This window comes from Bacteroidota bacterium (assembly GCA_016722565.1).
GTDB lineage: Bacteria > Bacteroidota > Bacteroidia > 2-12-FULL-35-15 > 2-12-FULL-35-15 > 2-12-FULL-35-15.
Genome location: JADKIU010000003.1, coordinates 48,815 through 62,870 on the forward strand (window position 1 = coordinate 48,815; position 14,056 = coordinate 62,870).

The window sequence follows — 14,056 nt, forward strand, 5'->3', positions numbered from 1 at the left end:
TTTATTTTACAGCTTCAACAAACAACGAATCTGGTTTTCTTAATAGACCTTCTTTCCCATCCAAATTAAAAGTTTCCCAATCGGGGATACTACTTTCAAACTTACTTTTCACTTGAACATTCTTAAATCCAGCCTCTTCTAACATTTTTTTTAGAGAATAACGATCATACATCCATTGATGAATTTCTCCTTCCATTCTGAACTTTCCAATTTGATAAGCAGCATATTCTTTGCCCAACAAAAGAGCAATTAACTTTCTTCTTATTCGTTTCGGCATTTCCATAAAACGATCAACAAATGAGTAACTAATTGATGTTGCAACCTCATGTCCTCTGTACATATCCATAATTCGTTGCACTTCCTGTCCGTTTCTTTCAAGTAAAAAAGCATCATTATTGTTAGATGTATCTTTAATATATGCAATCATATCACCACCTGTTTTTGAACGTACTACTTGATCGAATAGTTCCAACATGGTCCACGCATACTTTTGCTCCGCTCCAAGCACTCCTGCTATACTTTCATTCAGGTACTTTATGTAATTCAAAGCGATTTGTTCTAAGTCTGGTATTGCAATTCGAATAATAGCTCCTGGCTTACAAACACGATAGCATTCTTTTATAAAAGTATGTGCATTTTTTTTTGGAAAGTGTTCAAGCACATGGGAATGATAAACAACATCAAACCGATTATCTTCGTATGGCACACCTTCCAACAAATTATGTTGCTTAACGTATTCTGAAGACGAAACAAAATCGACATTCGTCCAGTCAGTATGAAAAGTTGCACCGCAACCCAAGTTTAAATATGCCAATTTAGACGCCATTCGTTTTTAATTTTATATACCTGTTTTAAAGCATCGATTTAAACAAGGATGCAATTTCAATCATTCGCAATTGATAGGAGTAGTTTTCCAAAGTTCGTTTTTGCCCAGCATCTGCAATTTTTTTTCTTTCAGCTTCATTGTTCAGCAAATATTTGATTTTATCTACCGCCTCTTCTTTGGTTTTATACGTAACGACTTCCACATCAGGAACAAAAAAGTCAGACAAATTTTCTTTCCAATCCGTTAACAAGCAGGTGCCTACACCGGTTGCTTCAAACAAACGCATATTTGCAGCTTTTTTAGGTGAATTTTCACCATGCGAATTGAATGTAATTTTGGTATCGTGAAGCGTTTGAAACATATCTATGCCAAAAAGCATCCCTTTATTTCGTTTGGCAACTTTATAAATATCGTACACCAATGAAAACTTAAAATCCATCATTCTTCTAATCTGATGGGGTGAATAGAGCTTCCATTGATAATCGAAAGAGGCCGCCCAAATATTCATGTCAACATTTGATACAATATGTGAAATCAGTTTCAACCGATTCAAATGGTATCCCGGACCCAAATGCAACGACCCCACAAAAGAAACAGGATATTTTTCATGGTTCTGTTTGAGTTTTTTTAATAATTCAGTTTCAAAACCAAATTTAAAAAAATGAGTTTTAAAGCCAAATGATTCATAATAATCACATGTATCCTGAACACAGGTCAAAATTAAATCACAATCAAGAAATGTTTCCTTATTGTGAAAAAGTATCCCATCCCAACCAACAATTAATTTTATGGAAGGAATTACCTTCTTAAGATTTGTCAAATAATGTGAATGGTGATACATATCCTGCATCACCAAAATATCTGGTTGAAACACCCTTAGCTGCTCGGTATAAATGCTTTGTTTCCAATCCTGCTGATCGTACTTAAAATCATTCTCCTTGGCCCATTTTTTTTGGAGTTCTTCAACATTAAAAACGGTTTCCTGTACTTCAAATTCACCCAATGCCTCTAAATTAATTTTCCAAAAGTCGGACCATGCACAACAGGTATCCATCAATTTTTTATGGTTGGCAGCATAATCCAACTGAGGATCGAATATCTTTTTCAAATAAACCTCCGAAATAAAATCAGGATAATAGGTTGCAGCCTTTAGTATTTTTATTTTAGACATTTCATCTATAGTTTAAATAAATTCACCAACTTTTCCATGTATCGATCTCGCCCAAAGAGTTCCAGCATCATCTTCCGATTATGTTCAATTTCATTCAGAGAAAGTGGATCTAAGGTTGCGCTGTTTGCATTCTGAAAATCCATTTGCAATGAATAAACCACAACTTTATTTGATTTGAAAAATTTATATAATGCACTCTTTTCACTCATATAAACTTTTGTTCCATTGCATAAGAGTATTGCTAGATTTCCGAGTGCCTGCGAACGATTATGATTCATGATTGCAACTTTTGCTACGCTCAAAATCTTTTCGTATTCCGATTTAGGTAAAAACTCTAATAATGGAATAAAATTACTTCCTAGCTTCTTTTTGCCGAGTGAAGCCATATCGTGTGAATACTGTTTTCCTTCATAGGAAAGGGGACAATATATTTTATATCCTTGTAAATTTGATTTACTCAGAATATCAATTGCTTCGATATGATTATTCGTTTCCGTATCGCTGTTACCTAGAATAATATGATTTCCTTGCGGTACACGAACAGGAGAAGAAAAATCCATCAAATCTTCAATACAAGCATAATGAAATGGCACCAGTTCCATGGAGGAATCATTGGCCTTGTTGATCAGTTCAAAGTCGTATGGAAGGTAGTGTGCAAAGTAATTCACACGTTGTACAGCCTTTTTATGTTGCTTAAAAAAGGAACCTGCATGTTTATAATTTTTATATAGATGCTGTCTAAGCTTTTGATAACTAAATGTGAATAGCGGTTTTATTTTTTTATTTAAAGTAATGTAACGTGCTGTTTGGGGCTGAAAAACAAAATTCATCAATTCAGGAACCTCTAACCCATCTCCTCCCCAAAAACACCAAACGACTTTTACCTCTTTAGGAATTTGCAAAACCAATTGTTGGGTTCTATCCCACAACCAATGAATATAAACTGTAGAATATTGATTCCAATCACCAATTGAATCCAGGAAGCGTTCAGAATTATATACACACGTAATCACTTCTACACTTTTGGTATATTTTATTACGTCCGTATCATCATTGGGAAAAACGATAAACTTATGCTCCTCCAATAATTTCAGCTCTTTACATGCCGAAACTATATTATCAATAAATACATTATCGTGCGTTAAATGAAGCTTCATTTATTATTTTTTAACAGCGGTTTTGCTGGCACTCCAGCTACCGTAGTATTATCGGGAATATCCTTTGTAACAACAGAACCGGCACCAACAACAACATTGTTTCCTATTTTTATATTCGGCAAAATCACAGCATTTGTTCCAATGGAACAGGTACTTCCAATTTGAACATTACCTAACAGTTTTACAAAAGGTGAAATTTCGGAATAGGCGCCAATCTTTACATCATGACTTATAAAAGTGCCAACATGAATCAAACATCCTTTTCCAATCTGATTGTCCGTTTCAATGATAACACGATCCATAATTACGACACCTTCAGCAATACGATTATTATAAATACCAATATCGGCCGTTGGTGAAAGTACTGTTGTAAATATTCCACCGAATGCTTCCATTTTCTCGGCAAACATTTGCCTTAACTGAGGTTTTCCTATCCCAATCACAAAACGATTATCTGTTTTCTGAAAATAGGCTTTCGCATCTTCCTGATTTTTAACAACCAAAAAAGTATCCATAAACTGCTCAGAGGTATTCGGTGAAACATCATCATAAAAAACAAGTTCACCACGCTCCGGTAGTTTGTTTAATACATGCAATAACTCCTTTGCAAAGCCTTTTGCTCCTATAACCAGCATTGTCGTATTTTATAAATTAGTTTTGATAACCGAACAAATTTTAGCCACAGTGTCCGTTTCCAAATCAGGATACAATGGCAAACACAATACCCTTCTGCTTATGTCTTCCGAAATAGGACAATCATACTTTTGGGTTAGATATGGTAACTCATTTAATGAAGGATAAAAATATCTACGGGTATTAATTTCGTTTTGCGCTAACTTGTTTTTTACATTCAGCAACAATGCTTCCGAAGAAAACACTACCGGATAATAACTGTAATTGTAATCCGTATCCGTCAGCGGCTGTGGACGAATCAATCCTAGCGGCAACAAATTTTGATTATATAGGTTTGTAAGGATTTTTCTTTTCTCAATCAACTCCGGGAGTTTAGGGAATACCGCCAACCCCATTGCTGCATGAAATTCAGAATTTTTGCCATTTATTCCCACGCTATAATAATCATCATAGACATGCCCAAACTGACGATACAGCATTAATTTATTCGCAATTTCATCATTATCAGTAATGATTGCTCCACCTTCAACCGTATGAAACAATTTGGTAGCGTGAAAACTGCAGGTAGCAATATCTCCGTAGCTCAATAAACTTTTGTTTTTATAATTTACACCGAATGCATGTGCTCCATCATAAATCACTTTCAGGTTGTGCTTTTTAGCAATGGCCTCAATTTTTTCTACATTACAAGGATTACCATACACATGAGTCACTAAAATCGCTTCGGTATTTGGAGTGATTGCGGCTTCAATTTTAGTAGCATCAACATTATAATCCTGATCATTAATATCAACAAAAACAGGCGTGCAGTTCTCCCACAGAATTGCGGTGGTAGTAGCAACGTATGAGAAAGGTGTTGTGATAACTTCTTTCTTTATATCCAGTGCTTTTAATGCCATTTGCAAAACAGTTGTTCCATTGTTACAAAAAAACAAATGCTTTACACCTAAATACTTTTTCAGAGTTTGTTCTAATTCCAAAACAAGCTCACCATTATTGGTTATCCACCCTTTATCCCAAGCTCTTTTGAGTTGCGCTGTATATTCATCAAAAGATGGAAGATATGTTTTTGTTACTTGTATCATTAGAAATATTCCCCATTTAGTACTGCATAATTACCCGGACGAATCGTTTGTCCTGATTTCCAGAAATCACTCGATATTACCGTTAATCGGATTGCATTTTCAATATTATCACAAACACATTCTGGAAGTGTGCCATTATAAGAAGCAAATAAACGAACTGAATATTGCCCTCCTCTCAACAAAAATTCGGGAACACGTAAATGAAGCACCCCATTGTTTTTTAAAAATGAAAAGTTAGTTCCCATTTCATCCGAAACAAAAGACAATACAATGTTTTGGTATTCGTCAAAAAAAGCAACAGAAACAAGCAGTTTGCTAAAATCCATATTCGGCTCGTTTTCAAACTGCACATTCACTTTCAATGCATCTCCAGATAATATTTCTTCCACGGAGTTTCCTGCAACATCTTCAAAAGAAATTCCGGTAAATTTCAACTGCCCATTTCCATTTCGATCTGTGCGTTTGGACAGCTCCACCGTTTGATTGTTATTATTTGTCAAATAATAGGATATCCCACCGTTCACATCACCATCATAAACAATTTTACCACGATTTAATACGATGGTTTTGTCACACAATGATTGAATTGCGCCCATGTTGTGGCTAACAAATAATACTGTTCTGCCTTCACCGGAAACATCTTTCATCTTTCCTAAACATTTTTTTTGAAACTCTGCATCTCCAACTGCAAGTACCTCATCCACGACTAATATTTCAGGTTCCAAATGAGCCGCAACTGCAAACGCTAAACGCACATACATTCCTGATGAGTAGCGCTTAACAGGGGTATCTAAAAATTTTTCCACTTCAGCAAAGGCAACAATTTCATCAAACTTCTGTTTGATTTCAACTTTATTCATTCCTAAAATGGAACCATTCAAAAAAATATTTTCTCGACCTGTTAACTCGGGATGGAAACCTGTTCCAACTTCTAACAAACTTGCAACACGACCATCAATGGTTATACGTCCTTTCGTTGGAGTCACAATCCTGCTTAACATTTTCAACAATGTAGATTTCCCTGCACCATTTCTTCCGATTATTCCAACTCGCTCGCCTTGTTTGATATCAAATGAAATATCATCGATTGCCAAAAACTCTTCTCTTGATAAATCATCTTTTGTAACAGAGCGACCAAACGATTTCACTTTGTTTGCAATCACATCACGCAAAGCTGTGTAAGCTTCCGCATTCTGATGCTTCAGAATGTAACTCTTACTTATGTGTTCAACTTTTATGACGGACTTATTCATTTATAATCTTAGATAACATCTGCGAATGATTTTTCCATTCTACGGAAATACCATACACCAATAAATAAAAACAACACACTTATAACAATGGATGCAATAAATTCAGGAATGTGTAACGGTGTATTTCCACCCATTATGCACCAGCGAAAACCATCTATAACACCCACCATTGGATTTAAGGCATAAAGATATTTTAAGATTTGAGGAATATCTCTCGAATATATTTCATTGCTGCTATAGCCAACAGGCGAAACATATAAACCAATTTGAATGATAAATGGTATGATGATTCTAAAATCACGGTATTTTACATTTAATGCTGCGATAAACAAACCTGTTCCCATTGCAGTAATTAAAGCCAACAACAGAAATAATGGCATCAATAAGATTCTCCAATCTGGTACGAAGTGAAACCAGAAAAACATTCCAATCAAAATTAAAAAGGAAATAAAGAAATCAATCAAACAAACAATTACAGTGCTTGCTGGCACTATCAAACGTGGAAAATAAACCTTTGTTAGTAAATTTGAGTTTGAAATGAGCGAGTTTGCAGAGTCACCAAAAGCACTTGCAAAAAACTGCCACGGTAGCATGGCTGCACAAACCATAATTGCGTAAGGAACTCCTTCTTGAGCCTCAAACTTTCCTAACTTATTGAAAACAACTGTAAATACAACTATTGTAATCAATGGTCGAAGCAAACTCCAAACAATACCAATCACAGTTTGCTTGTATCTCACCAAAATATCGCGCCATGCCAAAAAGTAGAAAAGCCCCGGTAATTCCAGAGGTCTTTCCAATAGTTACTGTTTTCAGTACCTGGTTCAATTATGATTCGGTGTTTACTCAAACAAAAGTTAAAAATTAGAAAGTTTAAAGTCCAAAGTTTTTTGTGTTATAAATCTTACTTCGCGTAATTAACAGCTCTAGTTTCACGAATCACCGTTACTTTCACTTGCCCAGGATATGTCATTTCCGTTTGAATACGTTGTGAAATATCAAACGAAAGTGTTTCTGCATCTTTATCTGTCACCTTATCGCTTGACACCAATACTCGCAACTCACGTCCGGCTTGAATCGCATATGTTTTATCAACTCCAGGATAAGACATTGCCAATGCTTCCAAATCTTTCAAACGTTTGATGTATTGTTCAACAACTTCTCGTCTTGCACCTGGACGAGCACCACTGATCGCATCGCAAACTTGAACGATTGGCGACAATAAGGTTGTCATTTCAATTTCATCATGATGAGCTCCGATTGCATTACATACTTCCGGTTTCTCTTTATATTTTTCGGCCAACTGCATCCCTAAAATTGCATGTGGCACCTCTGGTGAATCATCCGGCACTTTACCTATATCATGTAACAATCCTGCACGTTTCGCCATCTTCACATTTAAGCCCAACTCAGCGGCCATCGTAGCGCAAAGGTTTGCAACTTCACGGGAGTGTTGTAATAAATTTTGTCCGTACGATGAACGGTATTTCATTCTTCCAACCATACGAATTAATTCGGGATGCAATCCATGAATCCCTAAATCGATGGTTGTACGTTTACCAATTTCAATAATTTCATCTTCAATTTGTTTCTTCACCTTCTCCACTACTTCTTCAATACGAGCAGGGTGGATACGGCCATCGGTAACCAATTGATGTAACGACAAACGAGCAATCTCTCTTCTAACAGGATCGAATCCTGATAAAATAATTGCTTCCGGAGTATCATCTACAATGATCTCAATTCCGGTAGCTGCTTCTAAAGCACGGATATTTCGTCCTTCACGACCAATAATTCTTCCCTTGATTTCATCGTTCTCGATATTGAAAATGGAAACGGAGTTTTCGATTGCATGTTCCGTAGCAACACGTTGAATGGTTTGAATCACCACTTTCTTTGCTTCCATATTTGCAGAGATTTTCGACTCTTCAACAATATCTTTTATATGCGACATTGCTTGAGTTCTGGCCTCAGCTTTTAAAGACTCTACCAATTGTGCTTTCGCATCTTCCGCTTTCATTCCACTTAAGGTTTCCAACTGCTCCACTTGTCTGCGGTGAAACTTATCTACATCCGCTTGTTTAGCATTCAACAAATCCAATTGATGAGTTAAGTTCTGACGCAACGCATCCAACTCAGCATCCTTGCGCTGAACCTGCTCTTGTTTTTGAGAAAGCGTTTGTTCTTTTTGTTTGATTCTGTTTTCTGACTGTAAAATGGCCTGATTTTTTTCGTTGATTACTTTCTCGTGTTCTGCTTTCAACTGAAGAAATTTTTCTTTCGCAAGTAAATTTTTCTCCTTGATAATCACATCTCCTTTGATTTCAGCATCTTTGATAATGCTACTCGCTTTGCCTTTGTTCGACATTTTTATGAGGAAAAATGTAACCAATGCCCCTAAAATCAAACCTCCTGCGGCAATTACTGCAATTATAATAATGTCCATAAATTAATTAAATATTTAAATTGTTCATACTAAACACCCACACATTCATTTCAAAAGCCAAAGTAGACTTTTGTGAGGGTCAAACGGAACCAGTGACGGATAATTTTGTTTACATGCTGTTGTTAACAACAAGGCAAACCGACTAAGGATTGGACTCTTTTTGAAGATAATCGGAAACAAATAGATCGAGTTGATTGATTTCACTTTCTAACTCAGGCGATTTTTTAGGTGTATTCTGTTGAGTAGCCAATAAATTCAATGCGCTCATAGCCAACAAATCCTGCTTATCACGTACCGAATAATTTTGCTCAAACTCTTTCACCTTCTCGTTAATCAATCGTGCGGCATACTGTACAGCCTGCTCCTCCTCCTTCTTAACGGTAAGTGGATAGGTGCGTCCCGCAATGATTATTTTTAACGATATCTCAGCCATTTCTATAGTTTCGAGTTCGTTGTTTATTGTTTTTCAATCTGCTGGACTGCTCCAAATCAAACGTACAAACCATAAACCGAACTATTTTATCTATTTCAAAAGAGCAATACAGTTGTCAATTTCCTGCACTAACTCATTAATTTTCACTTTGGTATCTGTTACTATTTTACTTTGTTCTTCGTTTTTAGAAGCTTCAATCTCTTTATTGTTTTTTTCTAAAGCCTCAATCGTTAATTTTTGTTCGTCAATCGTTTTTTGTAAATTTTCTTTATCTGCAGCCAATTGCTCATTCTCTTTTTTAAGCACTTGGTGTAAGTTTACTAATTTCTCTATTTTCGATTTTAAATCTGTTATGTTTAAAGTTAAGTCGTTCATAATCAAGTATTAAATCTGTTCATTTCAAGTTTTTACAAATATAACACTCAATATCTGAACTACAAAATATTTCTTAACATTGGTTTTCCTACTTTTGTGCATGCAAAAAACGATTTTTTGGACATTCTTTCTCTTTTTTTTACCCTTTTCGCTTCTTGCACAGACCCGTTATCCTCAAAATGATTTTCGTTCCCCTGTTGATACTGCCCTGACTTTAGCAGGTAACTTTGGAGAAATTCGCCCCAACCATTTCCATGCGGGATTCGATATCCGTACCAATAACCGTGAAGGAATGCCCATTTATGCTGTTGCTGATGGCTATATCTCCCGAATAAAGATCAGCGCATTTGGTTACGGAAAAGCTATCTATGTTACACATCCGAATGGGTATACATCCGTTTACGGACATTTAAAGGATTTTGATAATGATGTTCAAACATTCACTACCAAAATTCAGTACTTAAAAGAATCCTATGAAATAGACACAGCACTTGCCCCAACAACTCTTCCAATAAAAAAAGGAGAATTAATTGGCATTTCCGGAAATACCGGTGGATCTCAAGGTCCTCATTTACATTTTGAAATACGTGATACCAAAACCGAAATGCCCATCAACCCTTATTATTTCGGTTATTTGATTGCAGATACAGTCAAACCGAGAATTACTCAAATAGCTGTTTATCCAATGAATGATAATTCCAGAATATTCGGAAAAGGATTCGGCTCCTCAAAAAAAATTGCCCCGGTTTATAAAAAAGGGAAATACACCTATTTGAAACAAGATTCAGTAACTGTGAGCGGACAAATAGGGTTCGGAATTGAATGTTATGATACCGAAACAAAATCAACAAACAAAAATGGAGTGTTCTCCATTGAATTACAATCGGGCGGAAAACGAATCTACTATCACGAATTAGAAACATTTACCTTCGAAAATTCACGTTATGTTAACGCTCATATTGATTATGAATCAAAACAAAAACAGGGAACAAAAATTCAAAGGTGTTTTGTTACCACCAACAACAAATCTGGAATTTACAAAGATGTCATCAACAAGGGAATCCTTAATTTCACAGATGATTCGGTACATTGGATAAAATTTATTGTGAAAGATTTTGTTGGAAACACAACCGAGTTATTGTTAAAAGTAAAAAGTTCGTCAAGCAAACTTTCCGGTGAAATGACTTCAAAACTCCCTATTTACAATTGCTTGGAAGAAATAAAACACGAAACGGAAGACATCAAAATAAAAATTCCCGCAGAAGCATTGTACGAGAACACTCATTTTTATTGTACAAAAAACGGTTCCGCACCCCTTACTTTTTCTCCTATATATGAAATCATGAATGAAAACATTGCTTTACAAAAAGCGATCACCTTAAGTATTAAACCCGTTCGACTTCCCGATTCATTACAAAGTAAAGCCTGTATCGTATCTGTAAACAAAAAAGGTGGAAAGAGTTATGAAGGTGGCGGTTTCACAGATGGTTGGGTAACCACACAAACGAAAGAGTTTGGAAATTACGCCATCGGAATTGACACGGTGGCTCCGAAACTAAAACCTGCTTTTAAAATTATTAAAGAACAAATTCCGGATCTAAGTAAGGCTAAAAAAATTGGAGTGATTGCCAGCGACAACCTTTCAGGGATCAGAAAATACCGAGCAACCATTGACGGAAAATGGGTTTTATGTGAATACGAATTCAAGCAAAATTTACTATTTTATACATTTGATTATAAAATTGAACCCGGTCTTCATGAATTTAAAATTGAAGTGACAGACGATAAAGCAAATACTTCCATACTCACCTTTATTTTTAAAAGATAACGATGAATTCTCTTTTATTACTTCATGGAGCCATTGGTGCGAAAGATCAGCTACAACCAATCGCAGAACAACTCAAAAACACATTTGATGTTCACACACTTAACTTTAGCGGACATGGCGGAGAACCAATGCCATCAAGCTTTATCATTGAACAATTTGCGAAAGATGTCTTACTGTTTTTAAAACAAAACAACATTTCAAAAACAAATATTTTCGGGTACAGCATGGGTGGATATGTTGCACTTTATCTGGCTAAACATCATCCGGATAAGGTTGAAAAGGTGATTACATTAGCAACAAAATTTGAATGGACACCCGAAATTGCAGCGAAAGAAATAAAAATGCTGAATGCTGAAAAAATCGAGGAGAAAATTCCGGCATTTGCTGCGGCATTAAAAAAACGTCATCAACCTAACGATTGGAAAATTGTGTTGCAAAAAACTGCTGACATGATGGTGGCGCTAGGGAACAAAAACACCTTACAATTAATGGACTACAAGTCCATCACAATTCCTGTACTGGTGAGTGTGGGCGATGAAGATAACATGGTAACACTTACGGAAACACAACATGTTTGCAACAACTTACAAAACGGAAAATTGATTGTTTTGAAAAACACTCCACATCCGATTGAAAAAGTTGATGTAAATTTAATCGTTGATGAGCTAAAAAATTTCCTTTAATTTTCTACTTTATGATGCAGAGACTCTTCTGCGGAATGTTTAATAAGTCCTTCGGCCTCATTACCTAAATATTTTTTAACTCCTGCATGTCCTGCATAAATAGCGGGCGTAAGAACAACTGCAATAATCAATTTAGCAGTATACCCAGTTAAAGCCATATTTAAATAGGTTGCGGTATCTACTTTGCCGGGCAACCAAAATCCAATTCCAGCCACAATAAATGTATCCACCAACTGTGAAACAATCGTTGAACCGGTACTTCTCAGCCAAATCATCTTGCCTCCGGTTTTATCTCTCAGCAACCAAAAAATACTGACATCAATAAATTGAGATACCAAAAAAGCTAAAACACTACCTACAATAATCCACATACTTTGTCCGAATACTGCTGTAAACTGGCTATCTGTCACCACCGAAATGCCTTCAGCAGCGGGAACATTCATCGCAAAAAATAAAATTACAAACGCATATACAATCAATGATGCTGTAATGAGAGAAAGTTTTCTCACCCCGGTTCTGCCATAATATTCATTGATTAAATCAGTTGCTAAAAAAACGATGGGCCATGGAAGAATGCCCACACTCATGATAAACGGGCCCAAATAAATGAGTTTCCCTCCTATCAATTCTGCTACAATAGCATTGGTGATAAAAATTCCGGCAAGGATAATAAATACGAATTCTTTTTTTGTTTTAAACATGGTACGTCCCTCGACTCCGCTCGGGATGACAATTAAATTTGATTTAAAATAACAACTCTATAAAACTCCTTCTTCTTTTTTTTAAACAATCTCCAAGTCCTCTGCGCCTTCTCTGCGTTCTCCGCGGTTAAATGGAATGCCCATTCAAAAACGCCTCAACACTATCATAAATATAATCCAAATCTTCGTCTTTAATGCAATACGGTGGTAAGATGTAAACGATATTGCCAAGCGGGCGAAGGATAATTCCTTTAGAAATAAAAAATTCGGAGATCTGTTCAGCTAATGAATTCAGGTAATTGGTTGTTTCAGGTGTTTTTATTTCAAATGCTATGATTGTTCCCAATTGTCTTACGTCAACCAATGCTTTGTGCATTTTTATTTTTTCTAAAAACCCTGCATGCTTATTTTCAATACGAGTGATATTTTCAAATGCGTCCGGCTGATCAAACAAATCCAAGCTCGCCAATCCTGCTGAACAAGCAGTTGGATTTGCGGTGTAGGAATGTCCGTGAAAAAATGTTTTCATTTTATCATCACTCAAAAATGCATCATAAATAAATTCCGCACAGCTGGTAACCCCCAAAGGCATAACACCACCTGTTAATCCTTTACTTAAACAAATGATATCCGCTTTCTGATTTAAATAATCGTTTGCGAAAAATTTTCCGGTACGACCAAAACCAGTCATCACCTCATCCGCAATAGTGATTACCTTTTTTGTACGGCACATTTCAATGAATGCATCCAACACAGATGCTTCATACATCACCATTCCGCCTGCGCCTTGTATCAATGGTTCAAAGATAAAAGCCGCAATGTCCTCTTGCTTTAATGCTGTTTGCATTGCAGCAATACTTTCTTCTTCTTTTCCTTTTGTTGGAACCGGAATATGAATGACATCAAATAATAATTTTGAGAAAGGAAGATTGAAAGCGTTGCGAGCGCCAACACTCATCCCACCAAATGTATCACCATGATAAGCATTTTCAAAAGCAATGATTTTTGTTTTAGTAATCCCTTGATTGCTCCAATATTGAAATGCCATCTTCAACGCCACTTCAACAGCCGTTGAGCCATTGTCTGAATAAAATATTTTGGATTGATTCTCGGGTAACCGCAGCAGCAAGCGCTCGGCTAAACGAACGGCAGGTTCATGCGTAAATCCTGAAAAGATTGCATGCTCAAGGGTTTGTAATTGTTCCGCTACTTTTTTCGCAAGATATGGATGTGCATGCCCGTGAATATTCACCCACCAAGAGGCAATCCCATCGATGTAGCGTTTCCCTGTATCATCAAAAAAATAAGCTCCCTCGCCTTTAACAATTGCAATAGGCAATGGAGCCGTTTTTAATTGTGTGAAGGGATGCCACACCACATTCTTATCTCTTTCTTGTATCGACATAAATGAAAAATCCCTTCAAATATCGTAAAATACTTGATGGGATTTTTTATTCTCTTCTCC

General features: G+C 36.2%; 13 protein-coding genes and 1 pseudogene. 2 read left to right on the forward strand and 12 right to left on the reverse strand.

Annotated features, from left to right (window positions below; translation table 11 throughout):
* Window position 1 precedes the first annotated feature (1 nt).
* The 10 genes and pseudogenes from IPP64_11315 to IPP64_11360 all read right to left on the reverse strand — a co-directional run bounded on the left by IPP64_11315 (window position 2) and on the right by IPP64_11360 (window position 9,379).
* A complete protein-coding gene (locus tag IPP64_11315; protein ID MBL0329980.1) occupies window positions 2-826 on the reverse strand; it encodes a methyltransferase domain-containing protein in 825 nt (274 codons plus the stop codon).
* A gap of 25 nt (window positions 827-851) precedes the next feature.
* Entirely contained in the window at window positions 852-1,997 is a 1,146-nt protein-coding gene (locus tag IPP64_11320; GenBank protein ID MBL0329981.1) for a glycosyltransferase, read from the reverse strand.
* A 5-nt stretch (window positions 1,998-2,002) separates the two neighbouring features.
* Window positions 2,003-3,154 carry a TDP-N-acetylfucosamine:lipid II N-acetylfucosaminyltransferase gene (locus IPP64_11325; protein MBL0329982.1) on the reverse strand — a complete coding sequence of 384 codons (1,152 nt, stop codon included), beginning with the start codon at window positions 3,152-3,154 and terminating at the stop codon, window positions 2,003-2,005.
* Entirely contained in the window at window positions 3,151-3,789 is a 639-nt protein-coding gene (locus IPP64_11330) for an acetyltransferase (GenBank protein MBL0329983.1), read from the reverse strand. Before IPP64_11330 ends, IPP64_11325 begins: the two co-directional genes overlap by 4 nt.
* Before the next feature lie 9 nt (window positions 3,790-3,798).
* Window positions 3,799-4,872 carry a DegT/DnrJ/EryC1/StrS family aminotransferase gene (locus tag IPP64_11335; protein ID MBL0329984.1) on the reverse strand — a complete coding sequence of 358 codons (1,074 nt, stop codon included), beginning with the start codon at window positions 4,870-4,872 and terminating at the stop codon, window positions 3,799-3,801.
* On the reverse strand, window positions 4,872-6,125 hold the full coding sequence (locus IPP64_11340; protein MBL0329985.1) for an ABC transporter ATP-binding protein: 1,254 nt from the start codon (window positions 6,123-6,125) through the stop codon (window positions 4,872-4,874). Before IPP64_11340 ends, IPP64_11335 begins: the two co-directional genes overlap by 1 nt.
* A gap of 8 nt (window positions 6,126-6,133) precedes the next feature.
* Window positions 6,134-6,990: pseudogene (locus IPP64_11345) on the reverse strand (ABC transporter permease).
* A gap of 39 nt (window positions 6,991-7,029) precedes the next feature.
* Window positions 7,030-8,571: a ribonuclease Y gene (gene rny, locus IPP64_11350; protein MBL0329986.1), complete on the reverse strand. Its 1,542-nt coding sequence runs from the start codon at window positions 8,569-8,571 to the stop codon at window positions 7,030-7,032.
* A 142-nt stretch (window positions 8,572-8,713) separates the two neighbouring features.
* Window positions 8,714-9,004: a cell division protein ZapA gene (locus tag IPP64_11355; GenBank protein MBL0329987.1), complete on the reverse strand. Its 291-nt coding sequence runs from the start codon at window positions 9,002-9,004 to the stop codon at window positions 8,714-8,716.
* 90 nt (window positions 9,005-9,094) lie between these two features.
* The gene (locus tag IPP64_11360) at window positions 9,095-9,379 is read right to left on the reverse strand and encodes a hypothetical protein (protein MBL0329988.1); all 285 of its coding nucleotides are present in this window, start codon (window positions 9,377-9,379) and stop codon (window positions 9,095-9,097) included.
* Window positions 9,380-9,479: 100 nt separating this feature from the next.
* Here IPP64_11360 and IPP64_11365 point away from each other — a divergent pair, with 100 nt between their 5' ends.
* Together IPP64_11365 and IPP64_11370 are read left to right on the forward strand one after the other, a co-directional pair.
* Window positions 9,480-11,207, forward strand: coding sequence for a M23 family metallopeptidase (locus IPP64_11365; GenBank protein ID MBL0329989.1), 1,728 nt, complete (start codon window positions 9,480-9,482; stop codon window positions 11,205-11,207).
* A 2-nt stretch (window positions 11,208-11,209) separates the two neighbouring features.
* Entirely contained in the window at window positions 11,210-11,890 is a 681-nt protein-coding gene (locus tag IPP64_11370) for an alpha/beta hydrolase (protein ID MBL0329990.1), read from the forward strand.
* Here the strand turns inward: IPP64_11370 and IPP64_11375 are convergent.
* Window positions 11,887-12,591, reverse strand: coding sequence for a queuosine precursor transporter (locus IPP64_11375; protein MBL0329991.1), 705 nt, complete (start codon window positions 12,589-12,591; stop codon window positions 11,887-11,889). The two genes, IPP64_11370 and IPP64_11375, sit on opposite strands and share 4 nt — an antisense overlap.
* Before the next feature lie 127 nt (window positions 12,592-12,718).
* Window positions 12,719-13,996 (reverse strand): adenosylmethionine--8-amino-7-oxononanoate transaminase, encoded by a 1,278-nt coding sequence (gene bioA, locus IPP64_11380; protein MBL0329992.1) that lies wholly within the window; start codon window positions 13,994-13,996, stop codon window positions 12,719-12,721.
* Between the last annotated feature and the right edge of the window lie 60 nt (window positions 13,997-14,056).

What these genes read in the sequence shown, in the direction of transcription:
- IPP64_11315 (MBL0329980.1), bottom strand. Translation starts at nt 826, where the DNA reads ATGGCGTCTAAATTGGCATATTTAAACTTGGGTTGCGGTGCAACTTTT.
- IPP64_11320 (MBL0329981.1), bottom strand. Translation starts at nt 1,997, where the DNA reads ATGTCTAAAATAAAAATACTAAAGGCTGCAACCTATTATCCTGATTTT.
- IPP64_11325 (MBL0329982.1), bottom strand. Translation starts at nt 3,154, where the DNA reads ATGAAGCTTCATTTAACGCACGATAATGTATTTATTGATAATATAGTT.
- IPP64_11330 (MBL0329983.1), bottom strand. Translation starts at nt 3,789, where the DNA reads ATGCTGGTTATAGGAGCAAAAGGCTTTGCAAAGGAGTTATTGCATGTA.
- IPP64_11335 (MBL0329984.1), bottom strand. Translation starts at nt 4,872, where the DNA reads ATGATACAAGTAACAAAAACATATCTTCCATCTTTTGATGAATATACA.
- IPP64_11340 (MBL0329985.1), bottom strand. Translation starts at nt 6,125, where the DNA reads ATGAATAAGTCCGTCATAAAAGTTGAACACATAAGTAAGAGTTACATT.
- rny (MBL0329986.1), bottom strand. Translation starts at nt 8,571, where the DNA reads ATGGACATTATTATAATTGCAGTAATTGCCGCAGGAGGTTTGATTTTA.
- IPP64_11355 (MBL0329987.1), bottom strand. Translation starts at nt 9,004, where the DNA reads ATGGCTGAGATATCGTTAAAAATAATCATTGCGGGACGCACCTATCCA.
- IPP64_11360 (MBL0329988.1), bottom strand. Translation starts at nt 9,379, where the DNA reads ATGAACGACTTAACTTTAAACATAACAGATTTAAAATCGAAAATAGAG.
- IPP64_11365 (MBL0329989.1), top strand. Translation starts at nt 9,480, where the DNA reads ATGCAAAAAACGATTTTTTGGACATTCTTTCTCTTTTTTTTACCCTTT.
- IPP64_11370 (MBL0329990.1), top strand. Translation starts at nt 11,210, where the DNA reads ATGAATTCTCTTTTATTACTTCATGGAGCCATTGGTGCGAAAGATCAG.
- IPP64_11375 (MBL0329991.1), bottom strand. Translation starts at nt 12,591, where the DNA reads ATGTTTAAAACAAAAAAAGAATTCGTATTTATTATCCTTGCCGGAATT.
- bioA (MBL0329992.1), bottom strand. Translation starts at nt 13,996, where the DNA reads ATGTCGATACAAGAAAGAGATAAGAATGTGGTGTGGCATCCCTTCACA.